The following is a 26,890-nucleotide window of genomic DNA, read 5'->3' as shown; positions in this document are numbered from 1 at the left end:
TCTCGCTCTCATCATTTCATTCAACGATCGTGTAATGAATTATAGACCACTTTTTTTGTAAAAGCAAGTGGTTGGTGGCGGATGAAGAATCTTCTGTTGTTTTCTGGACCGGGCATGCCTAATTTATCCAACCAATCCTTACGAATGTAGGATGATTGCGTATATTGCAACGTTCTCTTGGCAGGGATTACGTACTGCTTCCCACTAAATAAGCCATATGAGAGAACTTCCGGGCCTAGAAACTTCTTCAGATTGGGTCCATTCTGGTCAATAAGCGCCCCTAGCTCCGTTAACCCACCGTTTTTTACATAGTTATTAATGGTTGTTGAGTCATACGTAAATACAAGATCAGGTGCATCGCCAGTAGCCATTAGTACGTTTAGCTTATCAACCTCTTGATTTCGCGGAACAGGAATGAACTGAATCTTAATATTGTTTAGATCACCAAAATTCTTCTGAATCCATTGTGTCCAAAAATTATTTTCAACAGAACCAGCACCTGCAGGTGCATTACCTCTATCGAATATTTCAACTTTAAGCGTAATTGCTTCTTTGCTTACAGCATTTGTTGCACTTGCCGCGCCGCTTGGGGAAACCTCATTGGTTATTCCAGAGCAAGCTGACAATATACTAGTCAGTACGAATTGCTAATGTAGAAAGTCCTAACCATTTCCGCTGTATGATTTGCATAAGCTAACTCCCTTCTATGTATGTTCCCTCATATAGGGGAGAAATAAAACAATTCCCATTTTCAATTGTTGAATGTTGCCATTATTCTTACTGGTCCGATCAAGCCAGATGGCTTCGACTGACCATCATACAGGTTGGCTAAACTGTTTGTCACTTCTACTTGTATCTCATTCAACCCTTGTTTCATTTGCTGTGTAATATCGAACAAGTACGGCTTCCACATACGGACTCCGACTTCTATGCCATTGATCCATAGCCGCACCATTTCATGAGCATCCCCAAGATCTAACTGTATGCCTTTATATTTTAATGGCTCCGTGAATTCAAAAATCTTCTTATATATTATCGCTCCGGAAAAATGCTCCATCCCTTCTAATTCCGTCCATGAGAGAAGGACCGGGAACTCCTCGCCTCCATCTGTACCTAGTATATGCCAGTTATCCGAAATATCCAGTGTCTCCGTCATTAGGTTATCTTGAATTTCTAGCTGTAGGGCCTCTTGGGACTGATCGATGACAATTATAAGACATTCCCTACGTTCAATTGAGAAGTTTATGCTTTGGCAACCTTCTGCAAACACTTCAGTTTGTGCCTTATCCAATGTCCCCGTCCAAGGTTGCCACATCTCAGTTCTACCAATTAACTCTGTACATAGTGAACCATTATATGGTGTTTCACCTTCATTTACGATGACATAAAAGTTGATGTCTTCTTTAGAAACCTGGCTGATACGAATGGATGGCGAAGCAGGCTGAAGCAAAGGTTTCTTCTCTAAAAAATTCACAAGCACTTCCGGAATTTCATTAGCATTACTTAGACGAAGCTGTCCAAACTCATTCGTTCTCATGTCTTCTTCAGTGATTATTTCAATCAACAAACAACCTTGATTTACAAAAGATTCAAGAATGGGCCATATCGCTGGCTTCACCAAATCACTATTTTCGATCAGTAGCACCTTATAACACTGTTTAACAATCCGAATTTCACCTTTTTCTATCTGACAAAAGCCATCTAGAAGTTCTTCTTCCAGGTAATTAAATTCGATTTGATTCTCGTAAAGCGGTTTAGCAATTTCCCACGGCAAATGGTCTGCTTGAGCCAGTACAGCTACTTCTGCTGCGTTTACACTATCGGTCATAAGCCAACTCATTCGTTTGATATAACGTGAAAACTTGCTGTATTCGGGCCACCATATATTATTGGGGCCAACATCGGGAGGTCTCTCGTCACGACGTTCGTCTCTAATTGAATAATAGAAGGCATGCGGCGAAATCAAATTTACGCCTCTAACGAATAACCAATCTAAATACCACTTCATATTATCAGCGTTTAACGCCCATCCGCTTTCTTTACCACAGACACCAAAACATTCATTTAAATTTCTTCTTTTACTACGATGGCGCGCTGAATCTGCAGAGCATTTACCCATGGTGCTGTGCGCACCAGTAAGCGCTTTGTCATCTTCCGGAGCGATATATCGCCAAACAACATCTTGACCTGGGATGTGAAAATGTTCCAACAAGCCAATATCATCACTTGCTGCCGGATGTCCTGTCAAACCGATCTTATGCTTTTCGCACCAATCTGCCAATTGTTTGTAATATGTCCGCGCCAAACGATTCCTAATCGTCGTTTCGTAATTACTGCGAATGTTCCTCGCTACCTCTCCAGCATCAAACCATAGCACAGGTAAATCGTGCTCTTTATTTCCAAATGCGAGAAATTCATTCAAAAACTTACGTGTCCAGGGTTTCAAACCTTGTCTATGTCCACGACCGAGTAAATCAGGTTCATCAGTGAAGAAAGCAAAGATGGTGTTGCCGAAATACGCTCTAAGCCTCTCATAATACCTTTCATGTGTAAGAGTAATAAAAGCTTGAACTGCATTCGGATTCAATAGGTCTGCCGCCAGAGGTGCATCAGGTTCTCCATCATCTTGCCCTAGATGGACGCCTCGTATGGTCCCCCTGGAGAAAGTATCGATGATAAACAATACTGACCAAAGCCCCACTTCAGGAGGCTTAAAGCTTACTCCATCTTGATCAAAATCGAGAAGTATCGTGCTTTCATATGCAATTGTATCTTCTGACAGTTTAAGAACGGCTTGAACTGAAACAATCTCTTCGCCATTTCCAAGATCAAATGAGATCCTAATTTCGTCTCTCCCGCATGCATGCTCTTCCATTCTAATCCCACGGCTTGCATATTCAGAATTTTGCTGAACAACTTTCCCGCAAGCGGATCCAGAAGGATACATTCCTTCATCATATAAAATAATCGACATTTCTAGGTTTGCGGCTTCTGAGACAGCTACCTCGACCAACTCCATATAAGCATCTGACAAGTATGGTGTCTTACGTGAAAGTCCCATCCGCGGATGAATGACAAAGCCATTCACTTCCTTTGAATGAAAGTCGTGAATTTGCCGAATGATCTCCTCTTTAGAAAGCTCATCATTCCAAAACCAGAATGGAATCGGGCTGAACTCCTGAGGAGGATCTATAAATTGCTGTTTTAAATCTTCCAATATGTTATTCATCTTTTTTCCCCTCTTAGTCAAGTCGTCGGAACATGATTTTCATTGCAAATGAAAATCTTAGTTCCATCGGATAACCACAATATACTTGAATTGCGCCGAACGAAGCAACAAACAAAATTCAGGGCATTAACCGTTTTCCGAAACCCTTGATACGACTGGCTTTCCCGCACATTAATTGAAAATGCAATAAACGGCCTCAGTCCAATGAAGCTAAGGACTAAGGCCGCACGACTATAGTTTATTCTACCTACTTAATCTAATGCAGTTTAATTATTAATAAAACACTTACCACGCTGACAATAAATTGTATACGATTTGTACAGCCTGTTCTCTTGTTGTAGTTGCTCGAGGATTAAGGTTTTCACCGTCTCCCACCGTTATTCCAGTCTCTGTAAAGAGTTTAATTGCTTCAACTGCATAGCTGGATATCTGGCTTGCATCACCAAACTTCTCCAGTGCTATACCGCTATTCCCAGTAGGCAACTCTCCTAGTTTTTCAAGTATATTATACAAAACAACCATCATATCTTGTCTGCTGATGTCTGCTTCAGGTGCGTATACATTGTTACCTAAACCTGCTACCAGTCCTAAACGCTTTGCCGTAGCAAGATATGCCGTATAATATTTCTTGTTACCCGCATCCACAAAATTATCTTTAATCTGAGTGTCGATCTCAATTCCGAAGGAGTTCATAACCATAATCAAATAATCTGCACGGGTTACATTTCCTGAAGGATTAAATTTGTTATTTCCGACACCATTTACAAAGCCTCTTGCTGCCATGAAGCTTACTGCTTCGTCATACCAGGCATCATTCTTCACATCGTCAAAGCTTACATCATTATATCCAACCGCAAAGGTTGAAAAATGAGGTGTTGTGAATTTTACTGTACCTGTATCTTCATCATATTTGCCTTTTACTGTGTTAAGTTTTCCCAAACCATCCATGTAGTACACAACGATGGAATTCTTATTCTCGTTTGGTTGTAATTTGTATGGCATGTGTACTTCAACGTTCCCACCGCTGAATTGTGATATCTCAGCATTTCCTATCTTGACTTTAAAGTCGTAAATCGGTCTATCACCTATTTTTTCTTGTACTGAGGCAGTAAGCGAAGCTTTGTCCACTTCTTTAATTCCGATTGTGATGTTCCCTGTTGCAATAGAATCACTTAAGAAATTAATTGTTTTAGCATTAAAAATAATGTTTACATTTCCAGTATTGATACTTATGTCAGTCTCCGTGGTGTCAGCCAACTGTTTGAAACTTTCACGCGGAAACTCCACTCCTATGGTTGAAGTATCTTCATTCGTAGTCATATTAAATTCAATGACGTTTTTTCGTCCCAAAGCTTCCTCTTTTTGAGCTCTTTCAGTAAGCGCCGCAATCAGATCTGCTTTAACAATTGCGTTAAATGACTTCGTTACAGCATCAACGTTCCCGGTTAATGTGCCTGTGATAATGGCAATTCCCCCTTCTTCTCTCATATCCACTTGAGGGGACATAGGTGTCGGAATCGTGTTGCCTTGACCATTGTTTCCGTTTGAATTTTCGGCAATATACTCCCATTTTGCGTAAAAGGTTATATGACCGGCTCCTATCGTAAATGTACTGTCTGCTCCATATACCGTTCCTGTTCCTTCTGCTGCCTTTGTCCAGCCTACAAACTTGTAACCTGATCTTTGGAGGTTACCGGCCTTAACAATGATGGTGTCGCCTTCCTCATATGCTATTTCATCAGTTGGAACATTTCCAGCTGTCGCGCCGTTCCCGTCGTAGGTTACATGATATGTTGGAACATTTTCAACTATTATATAATTGAATTCTGCAACCTGACTTATTAGCACACCATCTACGATGGCAACCGCCTTGATTGTCATATTCCTATCAACAAACTGAGATGTACCGTACACAGCACTTGTAACACTTGGCTCACTGCCATCAGTTGTAAAGTACACTGCGCTTGAAACACTTGACTCACTGCCGCCTGTTCTTGTGCTCAGTGTTACAAGTATAGGTGAAGTGTATGTTCCAGATGCAGGGGATGCAATAATGTCAACAGTGTACTGTTCATCTACCCAAATTGCATATAATGTCAGGTCCTCCGCTGGCATGGTAATTGTCGCACTCTCGGCGTATGACCTACCTTTTCCATCACTTGCCGTGTTCCACTCCTTAAACCGCTTGCCTTCCGGTGCTGTTATGCCGTCAACTTCTGCTGCAGCAAAAGCTTCGCCTTCAACTTTAGACGTTCCCACCGGTGGTGTTCCTGTACCGCCATTCCTATCATAAGTAACGGTATATGTCGGAATAGTTTGAACTATTGTATAGTTGAATTCCGCAACTTTTCCTATAAGCACACCGTCAACAGCTGCAACAGCCTTAATCGTCATCGTTTTGTCAACAAACACAGGTGTACTGTAAACAATGCTTGTAACACTCGGTTCACTACCGTCAGTTGTAAAATATATACTGTTGCCTGTTTCTGTACTTAGCGCTACATGAATTGGTGTAGCGAATGTTCCAGAGTCAGGTGTTGCAAATACTTGCTGCTCTTCCATGTTAATAAAGTTAAATTCTAATGTACGCACTTCTTGTTTCCGGAATAGATCAATCGTAAATGTAACGGCTACTTTTCCAGCTGTTTGAGCGGATAATACACCATTGGCATCAATTTGAGCATTACCAGATGTAACCTGCCAATTATAATCGTACACATCTGAAACCCCATCCCCACCTGAGGCAACATAGGTTAACTTAGGCGTTGCATCTGCTTCCAGTGTTAATGGACCGGAATACTCCTCGCCGTCCACATATACCTGAAGAATTTCAGATGCATTTGGACTTCCAACTGTGAGTTTAACATCTGTGTATACGTCAGGGGCACTGACGGATGAAACCCGAATGTAGCCACTAGCATTTTGAATCGCTTCATAATTACCGTAGTTAACCATTGAAGTTGGATTTATGGTTACATTTCCATAAGTATCAACAGACACACTCCCCGCTAAATCTCCCAGCGGCGTAAACAACATACGCTGATCAGCAGCTGCTGGAATCACAGACGCATTAATCTTCGCAGTAGCACTCAGAGCATTTTTTACTGGTACCAGCTTTATTCCTTGACTTGCGTTCACATTAATAGCTTTCACATCAAAATCAATCTTTTCAGGCTTAATTGTTGTCGTGTACACGGCCAAATTATCTATCTTCGTCGTCCATGATGCAACAGAGTTGAAATAATGTGAAAATGCAATTGCGCCGAAGCTATTTGAATAACTAATCCTGGAATCCATTGCTAAATCCGTAACTGTGGCTGTGATGCTTGGGTCACTCTTATCTGTCACTGTAAAGCTGATCTTTCTGTTTTTAAAATCCAGATTCACTCTTACATTATAATCTTTGTTTGCTCCTTTAAAGCCTATACCCACATCTTTAGTATCTGTATAACTCCCGACAGCCCCGCTAGTCCCAGTAAAGCCACCGTGGATATAGTTATAATCTCCATTTACGGTACCATTCTTTGTTGGCATTGCCGTTGAATTATAAGTTTTATTAAAGTAATACGTCATTTCAGGATAGGTCCCAAAAGCTGCCGGGTATGTGGCTAATGCCAAATACGTATTTCCGTTTGTATCTTCAAGTGAAATATGTCCGCCTCTATAGCGGTTATCTGCTGTAAAAGAACCTACATTCCAGTCAAAATCGACAACCACTTTGTCGTCACTTACCGGAGTGAATGTTCTACGGTTTAGAGAAGTCGCGCTTCCTTTTTGACTTAATACAGCAGCCTGAAGTTTTTTATTGCCAGATGCGTCCACCACTTGATATGTAAAGGTGTTTCCATCTGTAAATCCACCCTTGGAATTAACATCATAGTTTTCCCAATCCTCACTAATTTGAGGTACATAGATGGTCGCATTATCCGTAAAACCGCCATCTATAGATGTAGCAGTAATCACGGCTACACCTGTCTTATGTGCTGTGATAATTCCATTTGCATCTACAGATGCAACCGCATCATTGTTCGAGGACCAAATGACTCCTGTATTCGTGGCTTCCTCTGGCATAAATATCGCATCCAGTTTATTTACAGGCTTGTTGTCTCCTTTTACAGCAGAATCGGAAGAGAAATAATTGGATTTAAACCATACCTCATTTTTTGACAACTCCATACTAGTTGCAGCAATTGATCCTTCTACGACTTTTACAATACATTCTGCTGTCACATGACTACCATCAGTCGAAGTAACAACAACAGTTCCTGTACCAGCCTGCAAACCAGTCACTACACCGTGCTGATCTATGGAGATAATGCCCTCACTGCCTGGCTTCACACTCCATATTACAGCTTTATTCACCGCATTATCTGGCTGCGCTAAATAGACGAGTGCCTTGGTGCCGCCAACAGGAAGTCCTATTTTGCTGTTGGAGAGCAGTATTTTTTCAACTAGCACATCAGTTACAGTAAGCGTTATGGACGCCGTTATTGCAGGATTTGAATCAGAAATAATTTTTATGGTTGTGGTACCAGGTTTAATGGCAGTAACGAATCCTTTCGAATCCACTTTCGCAATACTTTCGTCAGCACTGCTCCAATACACCTTGTAAAATGAGGCATCATTAGGTGTTACAGAAGCTGTTAGCTGTAAGCTTTTACCGGCGAGAACAGAACGATCTCCTCCACTAATCGATACTTGCGTAACATCAGTTTGAGTTACAGTGACATTGAAGCTCACACTGATTGCTCCATCATCTGATGCAGCAGTGATAGTCGCGGTTCCACCTTTAACTGGATTTAGCTGTACAACAGGTTCATAATTGGCGGTAGAGAGCTTATCAGAAAGTGTACGCATTGTCCTGTCATCGGTTTGCCAAGTATCTCCGTACCACCAGGCAATATTGGGATCCGATACCGTATATACAACTGCTTTCTTTGTTGGATTACCCAAAACAGCACTTTTGAATTTTATCTTATCATAGGGTTTTGCATTAATTGTACTTCCTTGCGTTATTGTCCCTGTACCAACACTGCCCCCACCTCTAATGATGTCATAGGTGATGGTCATTCCGCTTGTCGAATCTGCACCATTAACTGTCACAGATACTGTTGTTGTGATATTTCCTATTGAGGCAGTGATTACGGCTGTGCCTGCAGATCTTCCTGTAACAAAACCAGCATCAGATACCTCAGCCACATTAGGATTATTGGATGTATAATGTATCGTATAATCTTTGAGTAATTTATCCATCGGCGCGATTGTAGGCTGTAATCGGCTCACCTTGCCAACTTTCAGGGACAAGTTGGCATTTAGAAAAGATAGGCTGGTTGCTTCGCCAACTTCGTAATTTGTTCCGTTATATCGTAGTGGATTGTATAGGGTATCCGATGCTTTCTTTGTATTTCCCCTGATTAGATAAGCATACATACTATCCATCATATCGCCCGATTTACCGCTCAGCGTGCTCCCCATTTCCTTAATGCTATCTGTTCCATTGTTGAACATCGTACGTTTGCTGCCACCTGGGCCTTCTCCAGCTTTAGCGCCAGCTCCGTAGATGGCAATCGCCTCTGTATTCCAATAATAAAATCCTCTTTTTGTACCATAAGGATTCGGGATATCAAGAGGGGCCTGCATATAATCCAATAAGAAATTGTACTGTCCATTTGGAGTAGCATTATAGTATTGTGGCATCGTCAAGGTACTCTCGGTGTCACCAATAGGAGATGATGTCGTAAATGTGAAGCCTGTTTCTACGTTGATATAGTCATAGTACTTTGTTGCATTATTTTGCATCGCTGCGTTCATCATGACAAATTGGTTCGTGGTTTCTCGCCCACCATATAGTGAAAAAGCCATCCCATCAAATTCAGCTCCACGATTTGCAAAAGCTTGGAAAAAATCCGTGATTTGCGCAGGATCATATCCTGTATTTGTGTGTATGGTGTCGATAGCACCAGGGTAAATTTCTTTTACCGCTCGCGTAGAAGCAGTTATAATTGCAGCATGCTGATTATAATTTGAACCCATTGCTACTGGAAATAAAAGTCCACCATCTTGCTCATTTCCATTCTTAACTGATATAACCTTGACACCTTCAGACTTCATCTCAGAAAGGGTATCATGTACATAGTTATACACGGCAGTTTCAAGCATCTGAATATCGGGGTTCGACAGATTCCCGTTGTAATCTTTTTGAATCCATTCATACGGCATATGTGCCTTTGCCGCACTTATCCATGTGTCGCTGTAATGGAAACTAGGTGTATAGGTCATATTTAATTCGTTAGCGCGTTTGCCAATCGCAACACTATGTTTTTTATCGAAATATCCAGGTAGTGTTTGACGCCCAGTAACCGTTTCTCCATCGTAACCTTTAGTTTCTGTTGATAGAGGTGTTAAAGTAGACCAGTCATAAACTGGATTTCCGGACTTCACCCATAGCGTAGTCAATATTGAATTAACACCATGATTGGACAGAATTCTTAATGCATCCTGCTGCACACCGTTCGCGAAATATTTTCCTCCAGCATCCTCAATAGACTGAAGAAAAGTCATGTCTGTACCTTTAATGTATTCATTAGATATTTCGAACACATTCAGATTATCAACATAAGCAAATTGGTTGCCATTTGAAGTCCATTCGTCTGCTGGGTGTGTGCTGTCAATTTCTTTATAATTGGGTCTTTGCCATCCATTTGGATAGGGATTATCCGTATCTTTATTTTCATGCACGGAAACAGATTTGACATAGCTTTGATCAAATATCGTGTTTGCATACAACTCAACCTCTGATTGATTCACGCCTGTATGAAACGCGATTGTGACCAGTGCGTACCCCTCAGTACTAGCAGGAGCCTGACGCAGAACAACCCCATCCAATCCTCTAACGCCGAGATTAACACGATTGCCCAATGTTAACCTGTCAACCAAAACACCAATCACGTTCGTATTACTTACATTGTACTGTTTGGTTGTTTTGTACGTGTCTTGCTTGTCCACCTTCATACGAACAGTGGCAATATAATCTGTATTAGGCTTTACCGACACTTTTTGACTAACTTCAGAATCAGTCGCCAACTTTACCGCATTCACACCTGTATCGGCATTAGCGGTGTCAATATTAACTTGGCCTTTGGTGACCCAGTTTTGCAGTCCACTTTCAAAATCCCAGTTCTGCACCGGATTGTTGTCGTTCGAGTCAAGCGTTATTGTGACGTCATCAATCTGTAGTCCGCTTGACGTTCCCGCATTTACATTTATGGTCATTTGTCCGTTATAGACAAGTACATTTCTATGAGCAATTTCCCTCCATGTACTTGAATCAAGATAGGTATCAATTTTAAGTACCGAATCAGGTCCACCTGTATCTTTAATTGTTACATTGGCGGAGTTGCTACTAGTCGCACCTTTTACCCACATGCTAACTGTGTAGCTGCCTTGGGGAATCCCTTTAATCGTCTTCTTTAAAGAAGAACCGGATTTCATTAGAGCATAGTTCCCATTTTTTCCACCAGTAGCTTGATTCGTAACAGTACCAGTTACGTTCCATCCATCTAAATTTGATTCAAAACCTAAATTCCCATCGCCTTCCTGTGCATACACAGTCGCAACCGGTTTTATAGAGACAATTGAAAACAAAATCAATACTGAGAGCAAACACGAAATTATCTTTTTAATCATCGATACAACTCCTTTAATAATTTGATACGTCAATTTATCCCCATTAATAAAAGCAGATCGCAAGAATAAATATGCTAATCTAGCTCTACTGATTTCTGATAGCCACTTTAATCATAATAAAGCGCTTACGAAATCGGTAGGACGACATTGCGCTCTAATCGACTCATCCCATCACCTCCTCGAACTAGTGCAAACAGAAACTCGCCCATCCGTATTGTCACTAGCTACGATACCATTTAAAACATAAAGTGATGTATGATAACAATAAACTTTTCTCTGTTTATTAACTTATTTCAGTAAGCAACCTATACTTGCTGCTCACGATTAATCTACTGCCTTCTGGCATTCAGTAAATTCCAAAAAAAGTATAAAAACCTTGATTTAACAAGGTTTTTGTTGTAGTCACTTTCATGTCGTTAGACACTTCAATTGCTGCGCCAGCTCATCGTCGGACAACGGGTTCCGATGTGTATTTTCCAGATAGATATGCTTTTCCGTTTCTGGCATCACATATTCCTTATACCACAAGAAAAAATCAGGGCTATCGCCATGCATACGTAGAAACCGCCTTAACGTATCTACGTTATTAACCGTACTCTCAATATTCGTGAGCCAGTCTGCTCGGTAGAAACGATCCCACTTCCCGTGCTCGGCATCTCTTAATACATCTAGCCCTTTTTTATAAGACCAGATTGATTCAGAGGCGTACACGAAAGCTTGTGGATATCGCTGTTCCTGATATTCCCTATACGAACGGCACAGCCAGTAAAAGCCTTCGCATCCGGACAAGTGCAAGGCTCCATGAAAACGTAGTTGGTCAGTGGCCCTTCTCAAATCTTCGGTACCTAGCTTCGCTAGAACTTCATCGCAGCGTAAAAGCCAAGCTCTCCATTTCTGTATGCCTTGTGCCAAGAGATCTTCGAAATTCTTCACTTGTTGGGAAAATGGAACTTCTCCCACAGCCCAGAACAATCTCGAATCTGGCTGTTCACACTTTCCTTGCAACCAATGACCGATGATTTGTCTAGCAGGATGATGATAATACTCATCTCCAGCTAAATCATCAGCATGTGGTCCGTATTGTATCGCCGCTTCTGTATAACTTTGATATAGTTCTTCTAGCTCATCATGATGAGAAGCATAATAGCTACTTACAAATTCGTTTAAATGCTTACTAACATCAATAGTTCCGACACTCCATAGCTCCCGAAGAATGTCCAAGGAATAGACATGAGGCCGAATATTTCCGCAATTAATTAGCAAATAATCGTCAGTACCAGCAGCGAACGCCGTCTCGATCTCCTGCTTCAGAAATGTCGCTGAACCTGGGTACATTGTCAAATGATTGGATGCTTGTAAGTCGTGGAACGTCACGTGATAATACAGACCATCTCTGCCTCTGTCATCTGCCGTAGGAAGCGATGGTACACGAAGGTTCTGATTATTATGTCTCCGTGAAACCATTTTCCCATACCCGTTATCAGCCCATATTTTAATCACATCGTCGGGTAACTCAACATAGCCACCTTTAAACAATTCGGCGATCTCCCCATATAAAGCTACGCAATAAACGGGATTCTGCACGCTACTGCCGATCATATCGTACTGCTTGCGGATAACCTTACTGATCATCGCTCCGCGCTTTTCTGATGTGTCGAATGAAGGATCGTTATGCCAGAAAGGCGCATCTCCTTGGCCTCGGAAGGAAAGTACCCATAGGACTTTCATGTCCTTTTGCTCTTCGATAGCTTCTGCCCACAAGCTTTCAAACAACTCTGGAGCCTCCTGATAGCTGGCGTTCCTGCCTGGGAAAGCGCGTAAAAACATTTCTGCTCCCAACGGCTCTGCATGATGATGTGTCACCCATAGCCCCATTTCTGAGGCAAGCTCGTAGTGAATGCCATCTCTCGGTAGGTCCGTGCCCGGAATAACCATGTTGCCACCGCTGCGCAGCAGCGCTTCAAAAACGGGCTCCCATACTTCCCTGGTAGGTGGATAAGGGTCTTTCCAACCAATCAATGACACTTCGTCGTTTACGAACCAACCACGATACCGAACCTTCAGCACTGGGGCATCATAATCAAGGCATGGAATATTAATTTGGGTCTGCTTAGTAATGCATTGATCGGCCCAAAACCAGAATGGTTGTATGCCTAAGTATATTCTGCTGAATTCTAATATTCCGTAAACGAGTCCCAAGTCATCATGACCTATAATCTCCATCCGGGATATTCCAGAATTCGAGTGGAAACGAAAGCCAAACGTCTCAGAACGTTTCGGAATGTCGTCTTTTTCTACAGCAAGCCTTATGCATAACTCAGCCTTTTTATCAGTTCCCGTTACTAGTTGTGGCTTAGCTCCCAATACTGTTTCGAGGTCTCTAACCAACATCCTCAGGGCATGTTCAACAGCCGAACGCAGTATTTCGGGAATTCCAATGTGTACTTGCCCTTCTAAAACTAGCTGTTTATTTGCTTGAATACTCATTAAATACCAACATCCTTTCATTTCACCATTACATATAGAAAACCCCCATAAATAGCATGGGGGTTACTCAAACCATTTATTTTTTCTTCATATCCTTATAAGCAGCTCTACGTTCATCCGTCACCGTTTGACCGCCAATTTTCAGATATTCTTGAACGCCTGCATCAAATGTTTTGCCAAAGTCATCCGGCTTAGCCATGATACTTTTCACGACAGCCTCAAGCGCTTTATCCTTCAGCGTTTTGCCGTATTTAATCTCGGAATCGATCGGACGATCGAAACGTGGCATTGTATAGCCGTCTTTGAGCCCATTAACAATGGTTTGTTTAGCTAGTTCTTTATAGTTCGGGAATGCAAGAGAAGTAGCTTCAATATTTTTTTCTTGGGAGCCGAAATCTTTCCCGTTGATCACCATCGCAATATCGGAGTTATTGTAGAACGTTTTCTTCGCTTCGTCTGTTGTGATCGCTTTCGGAAATCCATTTTCTAACGTATAGTGTTGGCCTTCGATACCGTTTTGTAGCGTAAATAGCACGTCTGGCTTCGACATCCAATCTAAATATTTAACCACTTCCGCCGCATGCTTGCTCGCCTTCGGAATCATGATATACGCACCAATTGGATCATAAATACCCTTTACTGATTTACCCTCTTCGTTCGTAAATGGATCCATCGCGACATACTCAGCACCTGGAACATTCTTTTTAAGTGTATCGAAAACGTTACCAGTTCCCATTAAGTTTTGATGAGCAGCAAGCGCTGTGAATGCGCCTACTAGGCCGTTTGCCACATCTTTTTCTAACGTTTTCCCGTCTTTGTCCAGCGCGAAGTCTGGATTGATCAAGCCTTCTTGATTCATCTTATTCAAGAACTGAAGTCCCTCTTTATAGCCAGGTTTCGTTATTTCTGGAATATTGTTCGCCGTCGACAAAGCATAGTTATCTTCTTCAGACAATTTCTTAACGAACGAGGAGATTAATACCCCTGGCGTTGTAATCGCTGTGCCGTCAAGTGTACTAAAGTCATAAGGAATCACTTTGCCACCCGTTTGGCCAGGATCTTTCTCTTTAAACGCTTTCATCGTTTTGTAAAATTCATCTGTCGTCTTCGGAACCGGCATACCTAGCTTATCTAACCAATCTTTACGAATGTAGGAAGACTGTGTAAATTGTAATGTTCTCTTCGCAGGGATCGCATACTGCTTGCCGCTAAAGATACCGTAGGAAAGAACTTCCGGACCAAGGAACTTTTTGAGATTAGGACCATTGGCGTCGATTAGGGTACTAACATCTGTCAAACCGCCGCTTTTCACATAATTATTAATTGTCGTTGTGTCATACGTAAACACGAGATCAGGGGCATCGCCAGATGCCATGAGAATGTTGAGTTTATCCACTTCTTGGTTGCGGGGAACCGGTATAAACTGCAATTTAATATTGTTCGGATCGCCGAAATTTTTCTGAATCCACTGTGTCCAGAAATTGTTGTCGACCGGACCCGCACCAGCTGGCGCATTCCCCCGATCGAACACTTCAACTTTCAATGTAACAGGATCTTTACTAACTGCTGTTGTTGCAGCAGCGCCTGTATTAGCACTTGCAGTAGCGCTTGGAGTAGCCTCCTTCGTTGAACTCGAACAAGCTGAAAGCAAACCTGCTAATACGATAACTGTCGTTGATGCCCCAAACCATTTACGTTGCGATACTTTCATGTTCAAACTCCCCTTCACATTTGTTTGTGATGTACATATATGTTTCACCTCTAAGGAACCGAGGAATTAACCGTTATTAATTTGCTTAAAATTAACCTTTAACCGCCCCGATCATAATGCCTGAGACGAAATAGCGCTGAACCCATGGATATACGATTAAGATCGGCGTCGTTGCGAACATGATGCTTGCCGCCTTAATTCCTTCTGGCATGACTTCGGTTTGAGATGCGCCTTCCATTGCGGTTAGATCGGTAACCATACTATTCATAACAACCTGGTACAGCTTCAGCTGTATCGGATATAAGTCCGCATGTGTAATGTAGAAGAGCGCGTCCATAAAGCCATTCCATCTGGAAACTGCATAGAACAGACTGAGCGTAGCTAGTGCAGGCATCGAAAGCGGTAGAACAACGCGAACTAAAGTTCCGATATGAGAGCTACCGTCCAAATACGCCGATTCCTCTAAGCTGGCTGGTACTGATGAGAAAAAGGATCGCAAGATAATCAAATTAAAAGCACTGATCATGCCAGGAATGACTAACGAAGTAAGACTGTCTAACATCCCTAACTGCTTTACGAGTAGATATTCGGGAATTAATCCGCCACTAAAGAACATCGTAAAGACGATGAGCAGCATAAACACCGATCTTCCCTTCAGACGTTCCTTAGTTAAGGGATACGCTGCACAAATGCTCATTAACATACTCACTGCCGTAAATGTCGCCGTTAGTAGGATCGTCAGCCCCATCGACTTCAGCATCCTCGTATCCTGAAAAACAATTCCATAGGCGTGTAAGTCAAAGCCTCGTGGAAATATCGTAACTTCCCCTGACAGTACCGCATGTTTGGTGCTTAACGAGATCGAGATGATGTGCAAGAACGGCATCAGACAGATCAGCAAGACGATTCCGACAAATAGCATGATCAATGCGTCTGTGATACGAATGCCCGGTCTTTTCCGTTGTACTACATTGGTTGTCATACCCTTTCCCCCTACCATAATCCTTGTTCCCCGAAACGCTTGGCAATCGTATTCGCCAATACGACAAAGATGAGTCCGACCAATGCTTGGAACAAGCCCATCGCCGTTGCCAGCGAGAATTGTGCTGATTGAAGACCTGCTTTATACACGAAGGTAGAGATCACTTCCGCATAATCCATGACCAGCGGATTGCTCATCACGAACGGACGCTCGAAGCCGATCGTCATAATATGACCGAGTTGCATGATCAGCATCACTACAATGGTTGGTCGAATACCTGGCACCGTAATATGCCACATTTTCTTCAGTCGACCTGCCCCATCCACATCTGCAGCTTCGTAGAGCTCCTTATTAATGCCGGTTAATGCGGCCAAATAAATAATTGTTCCCCAGCCAGCGCTTTGCCAAATACCCGTTCCAAGATAAACAAGCACCCAGTTCATTTTTTCTGTTAAAAACGGAATCGCAGGTATACCTACTAAGCTGAGCATATTGTTAACGAGGCCGCCTTTGGTAGCAAACATTTGGTAGACAAGACCACCAATAATGATCCACGAGATAAAATGCGGCAGGTACAAAATCGTTTGCGCCAATTTTTTGTACCACATGACCCTGAGCTCATGTAGCAGAAGCGCAAGAATAATCGGTGCTGGAAACGAAAATAGCAAATCCAAAAAGTTCAGAACCAGCGTATTCCTTACAACCGTATAAAACTGGCTCATGGCGAACAGTTCGCGGAAGTTATCGAATCCAATCCATTTGCTACCCGTTACGCCTTGAAAAATACTGTAATCCTGGAACGCTATCGCCGCGCCATACATGGGCACATATTTGAAAAGGATGAAATAAATAATGGGAAGGAGAAGTAATAGATACAATTGAAAATCCTTCCGAAACCATTTTTCTTTTCGACGCCTCACGGTCACCGGCAACGATTGCAATTTACTTTGTGTAGTAGTTTGGTCCATGTGCATCCCTTCTTTTCATGTACTTAGGCAGCCTAACTCATCTGGCCACCGTGTCTGAGCCTAACGGTTCAGGTGATTAACCACACTATACGGGGAATATCACGGATGACACAATAAACTAATTTCTGGTCATTAACAGAATTCCGTAACCCTTGATACTACAGGCTTTTTCGATAAAAAAAGGAACACCCGTTATAAAATAAAAGGTGTTCCTGGGTGGAGTTTTTCTGCTAGTTGGTCGAAACTTTGTTACATATTAATTGCTAAATCAGGGCTGTCCATTCAATCATAGGTCATTAATGGAAAGCGGTTTACTAACGGAATAAAGATAATTGGCCTCATATGAGATTTTCTAAATCTCCATCGACATGTTATTCTTTATTGCTTAGCATGTTACTTAAAACCTTGAAAATTCAGAATCCAAAAAATCCACATGTGAAAGTTTAAACCCTCCTCCATGAATCCATAGGATAGTAGGCCTTTTTGTTTCACTATCATCGTGCGGACTATACATGTCTAATTTAATCTTTTCAAGCTCACCATGTTCATTATGAAAAGCATCTCATTGCTGCGATTCTCTATACTGACCCGGCGACATGCCAACCCATTTTTTAAACACCCTGCTGAACGAGATGGAACTGGTATAACCCGTTCTCTCCGAAATATCCTGAACATTTTCTTTCGTCTCAATTAATAGCTTTTTGGCATATTCCATTCGAAGTGTGATCAAAAAATCGCTAAAATTCTCACCAATTTCCTCTTTAAACAGTTGGCTCAAATATTTTGAATTAACTTGAAACCGATCACTTAATAAAGTCAAAGAAAGGTTGGGATCCGTGAAGTTCTCTGCGACGAAACTTCTTATTTCTTTCATGAGTACATGATGCCTTCGATTCTGTGAAAGCTCCAACAATTGCTCGACCATCTTTTCAATCGTTTGACGATAGCTAGCCTCGATCTGATCGAGTGTGTCTGACTGTTCCAATCCAAGAAGTAAATCTGACTTCATGCTCGAATGCCAATGCTTATCTATTTCTGGCATGATACCCTCTAGTTCCCTCTCCATTTGAAAAATCAAGTAATGGAGAAGGCGATCAATATCTTCCTTGGACAGCCCTTGGGTTCGCATTTCTTGAAATAGATTCACCAAATGATCCAGCCATCCAGATTCTGCTTGTCGAACCTGACGTACAACAGCTTGAATCCATTGTAAATAGGTAAACCATTCACTTGATGTTCCTTCTTGAACTTCAATGGTATCAATAATTTGATTAATACCGAGCGTAACCTTACGGTTAACGGCATGTGTAGCTTCTTGAAATGATCGGATGATATTACCCGCATCTGTAGCTGTACCAATACCAATCGTGACCGTGAAATCTAACTGATCTGCGATCCACGAACGAATTTGCTCCGCTAATTTTAGTAAATTATGTTCAAGGTCCTGTTCTTCCTCCGACATATGGAGAATAACAAGCCGATTTTTAGCTATCCATTCGATCATGATTTGGTGCTTATGCTGCTCAGCGAATTCAACCACTACACTATTAACGACAAATTTAAATAGGGACTGATCCTTCTGGTTATATTTCAAACAGAATTGCACGTAATGATCCATTTCTAGAATCGCTGCAATAAATCGGGTTCCCTCTCTAAGCGCATAGTGTTCACGCTCCTGCACCCATATTTCCTTCTCTGCTTCATATTCCCCGTTTAGTAAGCTTTGTAGAAATTGCTGCCTGCGTATCGTTAAATCTTCCTGCTGTTTTTCCTGAAAAGCCATGTTATTCGTGATTAGCCGCTCAATCGCTTGATCGATAAAAGCAAATTCATTTTTGTCATTTTTCAAATCAGCAGGCTTAATGGTTGTTGAAAACCGATCTATGCGATGTAAAATCGCTTCTATCGGCTTATAATTTCGACGAGTTACATAAAAGGTTGAGCCCACGGCCAGTAAGATCGCACAAAGTATGGAAAAAATCCAAAACAAACCGCCATTCAGTAAAATGCTATACAACTTACCACCTTTGATCTCCGTTTGGTAGGTCCATCCCGTATAATCTGAAACGACCTCAGCATGAACCCCTTTATTACTCGATGCAAAAGCAACTTCTGGTAGAAAGGGTACGTGCTGATCATCATAAATTTGCGCATTGGTCAAATTGCGATCAATCATCTCATCAATGAATTTGGAAAGTGCATCGACTTTTACGTTAATCACCATATACCCGAGACTGCCTGTATTTATGGGGATTTTTCTACCCAATGATATGACCTTTATGGTCAAATCCTCCTCATAGCTCCCTTTTTTAAATCTCGGAGAAGACCAATTCGATGAATATGGCTGATTTAACAATTCAGTAATATAGCTGCGATCAGGAAACTCGTCCAAAGGACGAATCTTGCTTTGATCCAGCACTTGCTTATCTTTTGCCCGATAAAAATATACCGAATCAATAAAATTATGTTGAACCATCATGTCGCTCAGAATATTAGATGCCGCATAGTTCAACAAACGATCCGAAGGGCTGTCAAGGAAAGCTTGCAGGTCCATATTCGTGTCAATTAATTTTCTGGCATCTGTATCGATTGTTTTCAACGAATTATCCATCATATTACTAATGTACTCAGTAGTCACTTTATTAGCTTGAATCGCGTTACGCACATTTAATTCATTAAGGATTGTTATAAATATGAAAATAAGCACACTAATGGTTAGGAATAATATGGGCAGATATGAAAACATCATGCGTTTAATATAAGTGTTATTTTTCATATGTGGACTCCTGTTCATGATGGTCATTATACTATAGCATAAAGCTCTAAGATGAGTTGTCTTCCACTTTTTCACAGACTTAACCTAGCATAAATGCTAGAGGTTAACAACACTATACTGGCAATATCCTTTCCTCGCAATAAACTCATTTCCGTTCCTAAACCAATTTCCGAAACCCTTGATTTGGCGGGCTTCAACGGTAGTTAGTACCTTATAACAAAGTAAAACGCCTGATACATAGCTATAGAAATAGCCGTATCAGACGCTAATTTACTTTAGAAATACTTAATTCTTAATGAGTGACCAGTCGTCCACATTCGCCCAGTTGCCTGCATTCGCAACCGAATATAAAGCAACTCTCGCTGAGCCATTGGTCACGACAATATTTGGAATCGTTATCTGAGTCCAACTGCTAATCGTTGAGTTGATGTTATACCTAAGCTCTGTACCTCCATAGTTGCTCACATAAATGTAAGCGCTCGACTGTCCACCACTGCTTTTAACCCATGCCTTCAATGTATAAGTACCATTCGGTAAATTAGTGACATCCTGATAACGTGTGGCACTGTATGCCGCGGTTCCAGTTTGCTTAGCAGCCCACCTACCCGTGTGCCCACCAGATAGATTGGCATTTGGATTTGTCGTAGCATTAGTCCAAGTCGTCCATCCGGCTAATGCATTTTGTGCAACACGGTCCGCTTCATAACTTGGATTAAGAATATAATTATTACCTCCACTTACACTCCACGTACCCGCAGCAGCATCAATATTGAACTCGCTTAGGGAATTCAGAGTAGGCGTCGTTCCACTAAATGAAATCGGCATCCATTGATTGTAGCCAATCCCGTTGCCTGCGAAATCACTCCAGCGATCACCGCCAAATAAGATGGTAGTTCCCGAAGTTCCTTGCACACTAACAAATAATCCTGTCTGCGTCACATGTGAGAAGTCTTTATCTGTATTCCCCATGACAAATTCACTCGAGTAAGGGCCATAAATATTTGTAGAGGATATACAGTAAGTCTTTGATGAATTCCATCCATGCAATTCAGAACCGCATACATAATACACGCCGTTATATTTAAACATAGCGTTTCCCTCTCGACCTGCCGGGACATTTAAGAGCAATGTTGCCGGTTCCACGCTTAAGTAATCAGAGGTACGCAGAGGAGAAATATATACATTAGCGCGACCACTGTTATTGCTATATACCAGGTAAGCTTTACCGTCATCATCGATGAAGACAGACTGATCACCTGTTCTACCCGTACTGGTATTTGCAATTTCCGTTTGCACATTATCAAAAGTGAAGGTGCCTGCCGGCGTATCACTCGTAGCAAATGCAGTTCCCTTCCCATTCGTACCTTGGTATTGCATCACGATTACATACTTATGCGTAATGCTGTTATAGGCGGCACCGACTCTCCCTAACCAAGTTACGTCCCATGTCGTGCCAGTCGCTCCCTTAGTCACCACATTACCTTCATACGTCCAGTGAACCAGATCTGTGGATGAATAGCAGGTAATGGCATTAAAACTAGTATCACTATTTAAGGCTGTTGGATTATTGTAGTACGTCACAGCACCATTGTATTTCACACCATACCAATAATAGGTGTTGCCAACTTTTAAAATGCCGCCCCCTTGCGAATAGATCGGATTGTTAGCTGTATCCTTCCAAAAAACATCATTCGTGAGTTTTTGACTGGAAGCGCTAGCTGTAGTGACACCAACGGAGAATGCGATTAGAAGAAGTAGAAGGAAGCATTGAAAGCCGACGAAACGTTTTATCCCGTGTTTCATTTTGATCATCCTTTCAAATTTTGATTGGTAACAAGATCCAATAGCTAGCTAACCACTACACTCCTCCCTCAATATTCGATAAAAATAAAGCGCTTTCATTTTATAGTATAAAAATAAAAACCTATCCATCACAATAAACTCATTTCAGTCACTTAACAGTTTTCCGTTTTCATAACTGATTGCATATTTCGCGTTGGAATTTAAAAATAACTCCTCTCTCGTACATTAGAGAAAAAGTTCTTCGTAACTTTATGCTCTTTATCACTATTTCTTTGAAACAGACAATAAACTAAATTCAGGCACTAAACCGATATCCGATAATATTGACACATGTGAGTTGTTTTTGACTTTGTATTTATGTACTCACTTATATAGAGAAACGTTTACAAAAGTAAACACACATTAACACACTTTATTTTCCACTAACGAACTTTATTTCCCTTGATCTACAACAATCGATTCAAATTATCTATTAGTTAGTCTTCAATTAGTCCAGCAACATATGAAGCAATACCAACACTTTCTTTTAATATTGTTTCTCACTCAATCTGCTTAAGTAGCCACTTCTTTTAGTAGATTCTAGTAACATTAATGAGTTTCTTTTGAATATAATTGGGAAATATAGCTATCAAAATTAACTAATGTGAATTCATAAATAAATTCGTAAAACCCTACGATTTCTCGTAGGGTAATTAACCTTTATAACATTTAATTAACCAACTGACCATCCCTAAACCTCACAACCCTTTTCGCCTACTCCGCTACCTACCGGTCATGCGTAATTACAATAATCGTCCTCCCCAGCTCGTTCATACGCCTGAACATATCCATAATCTCCACGCCAGTCTTCGAGTCCAGCGCCCCCGTGGGCTCATTCGCCAAAATTATCGGCGGATCTCCCGCCAACGTCCGAGCAATGGTTGGTAGTGGATGAAGAAGAAGTTATTCGTAGCCGAGCATAGCTGCCGTTCGAAATCTAGCTAACGATGATCCCGATTTCCAACGCTTTCTGGACTGCTTCTTCCTTGTTGCGTACTCCTAGCTTAATATAGGCTGACGAGGCGTAGTTTCTGACCGTGCCATCCGACAAATATAGCTTGGACGCTATTGTCCTGTACCGGAGCCCTTTGGCAAAAAGCTGCAATATTTCTATTTCCCTGTGAGTCAGGTCATAGTCGTTGGCGATTTTCAATTGCGTTGATTGTACGCTCTTATCGAGCTTCTCGAATATTTTATGGGACATCCCCCGATCGATTAACGTGCCTCCTCTATGAATAAGCCGGATCGTATCGGCCAGCTCTAATGGTTCGGATGATTTTAGCAGGAAGCCGTCCGCACCGCTGCGCAGTAAGTCCAAAGCATGCTCCGCATCCTGAAACGTCGTGAAAATCAATACGCGGATATGCGGCCATTGCTGCTTGATCATTTTGGTTGCCTCGGCACCGTTCATGCGTGGCATATCCAAATCCATTAGCACTACATGAGGCTGGAGGCGTCCGCACAGGTCGACGGCCTGTTTGCCATCCTCTGCCGATCCGACGACGTTCAAATCCTGGTACTTGTCGAGCAGCACCCGGAGACTTTCCCGAATAAAAGGTTGGTCGTCGACGATCAACAGCTGAATAAGATCGTCTTCCATTTCCGCTTGTCGCGGCAACGAACAGGTAACAAGCGTCCCGTCCCCTGGCTTCGTATAAACGGACACTTGACCTTGCAAATTCATGGCCCGCTCCTTCATCGCGTTCATGCCGAAGCCCTCCTGCCATTCTTCCATCCCTCTTCCGTTGTCATGCACCTCCAATCTTGTATCTTGCTGCCCAAATTGCAAAGAAACGGTGATTTTCGTCGCCTGACCGTGACGAACCGCATTCGTAAGCGACTCTTGCAAGCAGCGAATGAACGCCATTTTCGCTTGTCGGGACAGTTGGTACTCGTCTCCGAACGCACGAAGGCTTACCTCGATCCGGGCATGCTCCTGAAATTCATCGCCAAGCTTTTGCAGAGATTGGACCAAGGAAATCGACTGCTGTGGAGACTCCATTTGATGCAAGTAGCCCCTCACTTCCTCTATACTTTTACGGCCCAACTCAAGCAAGGAATCCAGCCTCTGTATACCCGTTTCAGTAGCAAGCTCGGAGCGCAGCGCTTCCATTCCCATGATGATGGAAGTATAAGCATGACCGACAGTATCGTGAAGCTCTCTCGACAGCCTGTTTCGTTCTTCTGCCAGCGTAATACGCTCGATTTGAGACATATATTGCTCAAGCACCGCATTTTGCTTGCGGATCGTTTCATTTTGCCGATGATTGACGATCAATAAATGAAAAGCGAATCCCATCACATAAGCAAATCCATAGTAGGTTACCATGAACCAATAGCTATTATCTGGCGAAACGACATAAAAAATTCCAGGTATTACCAAGACCACTGCCGGAGCCGTCCAATGATAAGACCGATGAGCGCTATTCGCTGCAATCAGAAAGGCTGATGCAAGAAATGAAGGGAAAGCTTCTGGAAACAACGAGGTTAAATGTATACACAGCCCGCCAAATAGCAGTATTTCTGTGAATAAATAGTATTTGTAGTTGAGCAGTAAGCAAACCCAGGGAATAGAGAAAGCGGCAATCTCCCAAAAAATAACGATCCAAAGAGACAGCACTAGACCTTCCTGAAATTTAATCGTCGTGAGGACGAGCGAAACGCTAATAATAAGGCGAAGCCCCAGCATAATCCAATCATACCAAAACCACTGTTTGACCATATCCAACAAATCATTCAACCCCTAAGCAACTTTCTTTTTGTTTCCTATAGTATTATAGACCAAACCTTCGTATGGTACATAATTGGCTGTTTACGCTACAGCATCTGCACAAAGGCCGGAAACAAAACAGCTATCGGTCTAGCTGCTGAATCATGGTGCGCGTATAACCTCCGATTGTTTTCGCCAACCGGTCACTTAATTTGACGCTTATTGCGGCAAGCACCGCTCCCAGAGCCATGGTAAGAAGTGATTCCGCAAAAGTATCTACTTGCATGAAAATGACATTCAAATCGATGTATCGATACAAAAGTGGTGCCAACAGGAATGCAAGCGGTCCTAAATAGAGAACGGCTACGCTGACGAGACTGACGAGTCCGATCCCCAACTTCTGCATTAACCAAAAGACGGCGAACCAATTGCGGCGATCCGTAAGTTCTAATTTGGCATGAACCCAGACCGATGCATCCGTTGTTATTTTTTTGTTGTAAGGTGCCGTCGTAATATCTGTATAAATTTTTGTCTGCGTGCGTTCGAATTGGATGAAGGTTGTCGTAGTTCGCAATACGCGTGTAACTAGTGGAATGCCGATTACCGTAAATGAAAGACTTAAACTTAACGACAGAGCTACCATATAAAAGCAAAAGTAAAACAAGCCTGTAACGAAAGATAATAATAAAAAATAACCATTTTGGATGAAACCTGATTTCATAAGGTTCATCGCTCCTCTCCGTGTATTGTATGGTTTGGCTTCTTCCACCAATCCCAGTAGGTGGTGGTTGCCTACTGCTCCATACTAACCGTACAGCTGTCATCTCCAACAGTGACAACATGTCATCATTTTCTTTGTGACATGTTGGTGCTAATCGATACGTTAGCGAGCATTGCATGTCACATGAAATAGTGAAGATTTGTAACTAGGTTAAATGATAGTGAGTGAGTGACAATTGGACTACTGAAGACGACCCAATATGCTTGTATGTAGATAGAGTCGTACTTCAAAAAAATCCATGAGGTGAATACCATGAACAAAAGAAGGAAAATGATTTACGGTGGAGTTACAGTAATGCTGAGTGCAGCGATTCTAACTGCAGGTTGCAGTACGAAACCAGCTGAAAAGTCGGATCAAATAGGAACAACCCAACCAGTTGAGACAGCTCAAATATCTCAAAATAGTATTGCGAAATCACTTGAATCGCAGGCGAAGCAACTGAAGACGTTAGATCCGAAACAACCATTGGATGATTTAAAACCGCTAAAAGACATGATAGGGAATGCAAATTATGTTGGTTTAGGAGAGGCTACTCACGGAAGCTCGGAGATTTTTATGATGAAGCATCGCATTGTGAAGTATTTGGTCACCGAGCTAGGATTTACCAATTTTGGGATTGAAGAGGATTGGGGCAACGGTTTAAAGCTAAACGAGTATATCCAAACGGGAAAAGGCGATCCTAGGGAGTTTTTGAAACTGTTGTACCCAACTGATGAGATCGTCGCTATGGTAGAATGGATGCGGGAATACAACTCTGATCCTGTAAATAAAAAGAAAATTCAGTTCGTCGGACTCGACTTAAAAATGCTGGATCAAAGTGTCTTCGATAAAGTGATCAACTATGTAAAGGAGCATCATCCTGAATTGCTGCCGGAAGTCGAGCAAAGCTATAAAGAGTTGTCGTCGGTGGCAGGTAATCTACAGGAATATATGAAGCAGACTACTGAAGTGAAAGAAAAGCATATGGCTAATGCGCAAAAAGTAGTCAAACTACTTGAAGACAAAACGAAGTCGAATAAGGAGACTGATTCACACGAGCTAACCTGGGTGAAGGGAACAGCTACGGTGATAGAGAATTTTACGAAGATGGTGATTCCGGCTGACTATCCGAGCTTGGTGAAGCTGCATGATCAGTATCTAGCCGAGCACGCTATTTGGGCTCAAGAAAAATTGGGCGGCAAAACGATGGTTTGGGGGCACAATATTCACATAGCTAAAGGTGTTATCACTGAGAAGATGTATCCTAAAGTCGCCGGGGAGTTTCTGAAAGAACGTGTAGGTAATCAATATGTCGCAATTGGCTCCACCACCACGGAAGGTAAATTTACAGCATTTATATCATTAAGTGAAAATAAGATTGGAGCGGATACCATTCAGATGAACAAGAACAGCTCCAATCATATGTTTGGACAAGTTCATTATGATCAGTTCCTGTTAGATCTTCGCAAATTGAATGGAGCCGCGCAGCAATGGGTAAAAGAAAAGCAGCCATTCTTGGATGGCGGTGCACAGATCATTCCTAACACACCGCAATATGATGATGATGTTTCCCTTCAAGAGCAATTCGACATTATGGTTCATATTCAAAAAACGACCCCTTCGCATATCAAGTGTAACAGATGATGTGTTCTTTCTAGTTCGACCACAAGAAAACCGCCTTCTAAAAAGGCGGTTTTCTATAGCTTTATTATTTCCTCAATCTAACCACTGATAGGCAT

At 42.0% G+C, this 26,890-nt stretch carries 12 protein-coding genes and 1 pseudogene; 1 reads left to right on the top strand and 12 read right to left on the bottom strand.

Features of this window, described 5'->3' with window-relative positions:
• Positions 1 to 20: 20 nt before the first annotated feature.
• The 12 genes and pseudogenes from L6I86_RS19505 to L6I86_RS19455 all read right to left on the bottom strand — a co-directional run bounded on the left by L6I86_RS19505 (position 21) and on the right by L6I86_RS19455 (position 25,112).
• Entirely contained in the window at positions 21 to 626 is a 606-nt protein-coding gene (locus L6I86_RS19505) for an extracellular solute-binding protein (RefSeq protein ID WP_236289760.1), read from the bottom strand.
• Positions 627 to 751: 125 nt separating this feature from the next.
• Positions 752 to 3,229, bottom strand: a complete 2,478-nt coding sequence (locus L6I86_RS19500; RefSeq protein WP_236289758.1) for a glycosylhydrolase-like jelly roll fold domain-containing protein — start codon at positions 3,227 to 3,229, stop codon at positions 752 to 754.
• A 285-nt stretch (positions 3,230 to 3,514) separates the two neighbouring features.
• Positions 3,515 to 10,915: a glycosyl hydrolase 53 family protein gene (locus tag L6I86_RS19495; RefSeq protein WP_236289755.1), complete on the bottom strand. Its 7,401-nt coding sequence runs from the start codon at positions 10,913 to 10,915 to the stop codon at positions 3,515 to 3,517.
• A gap of 408 nt (positions 10,916 to 11,323) precedes the next feature.
• Positions 11,324 to 13,402: a glycosyl hydrolase 115 family protein gene (locus tag L6I86_RS19490; protein ID WP_236289753.1), complete on the bottom strand. Its 2,079-nt coding sequence runs from the start codon at positions 13,400 to 13,402 to the stop codon at positions 11,324 to 11,326.
• A 76-nt stretch (positions 13,403 to 13,478) separates the two neighbouring features.
• Positions 13,479 to 15,113 carry an extracellular solute-binding protein gene (locus L6I86_RS19485; protein WP_236289750.1) on the bottom strand — a complete coding sequence of 545 codons (1,635 nt, stop codon included), beginning with the start codon at positions 15,111 to 15,113 and terminating at the stop codon, positions 13,479 to 13,481.
• Positions 15,114 to 15,204: 91 nt separating this feature from the next.
• The gene (locus L6I86_RS19480) at positions 15,205 to 16,095 is read right to left on the bottom strand and encodes a carbohydrate ABC transporter permease (protein WP_236289748.1); all 891 of its coding nucleotides are present in this window, start codon (positions 16,093 to 16,095) and stop codon (positions 15,205 to 15,207) included.
• 11 nt (positions 16,096 to 16,106) lie between these two features.
• Complete coding sequence (locus tag L6I86_RS19475; protein ID WP_236289747.1) at positions 16,107 to 17,063, bottom strand: ABC transporter permease; 957 nt, start codon at positions 17,061 to 17,063, stop codon at positions 16,107 to 16,109.
• A 562-nt stretch (positions 17,064 to 17,625) separates the two neighbouring features.
• Positions 17,626 to 19,839, bottom strand: coding sequence for a helix-turn-helix domain-containing protein (locus L6I86_RS19470; RefSeq protein ID WP_236289745.1), 2,214 nt, complete (start codon positions 19,837 to 19,839; stop codon positions 17,626 to 17,628).
• 285 nt (positions 19,840 to 20,124) lie between these two features.
• A complete protein-coding gene (locus L6I86_RS19465) occupies positions 20,125 to 21,642 on the bottom strand; it encodes a family 43 glycosylhydrolase (RefSeq protein WP_236289742.1) in 1,518 nt (505 codons plus the stop codon).
• A gap of 765 nt (positions 21,643 to 22,407) precedes the next feature.
• Positions 22,408 to 22,560, bottom strand: a pseudogene (locus tag L6I86_RS35940) (macrolide ABC transporter ATP-binding protein); the annotation flags it as partial.
• 58 nt (positions 22,561 to 22,618) lie between these two features.
• Positions 22,619 to 24,412, bottom strand: coding sequence for a helix-turn-helix transcriptional regulator (locus L6I86_RS19460; RefSeq protein WP_236289740.1), 1,794 nt, complete (start codon positions 24,410 to 24,412; stop codon positions 22,619 to 22,621).
• A gap of 121 nt (positions 24,413 to 24,533) precedes the next feature.
• Positions 24,534 to 25,112 carry a sensor domain-containing protein gene (locus tag L6I86_RS19455; protein ID WP_236289986.1) on the bottom strand — a complete coding sequence of 193 codons (579 nt, stop codon included), beginning with the start codon at positions 25,110 to 25,112 and terminating at the stop codon, positions 24,534 to 24,536.
• 312 nt (positions 25,113 to 25,424) lie between these two features.
• Here L6I86_RS19455 and L6I86_RS19450 point away from each other — a divergent pair, with 312 nt between their 5' ends.
• Positions 25,425 to 26,795 carry an erythromycin esterase family protein gene (locus L6I86_RS19450; RefSeq protein ID WP_236289738.1) on the top strand — a complete coding sequence of 457 codons (1,371 nt, stop codon included), beginning with the start codon at positions 25,425 to 25,427 and terminating at the stop codon, positions 26,793 to 26,795.
• The last annotated feature ends 95 nt before the right edge of the window (positions 26,796 to 26,890 follow it).

Origin of the sequence: Paenibacillus allorhizoplanae (assembly GCF_927798215.1) — a bacterium.
GTDB classification, from domain to species: domain Bacteria; phylum Bacillota; class Bacilli; order Paenibacillales; family NBRC-103111; genus Paenibacillus_E; species Paenibacillus_E allorhizoplanae.
The sequence above is the reverse complement of the archived record's forward strand: the minus strand, read 5'-3'. Positions and strand labels throughout refer to the sequence as shown.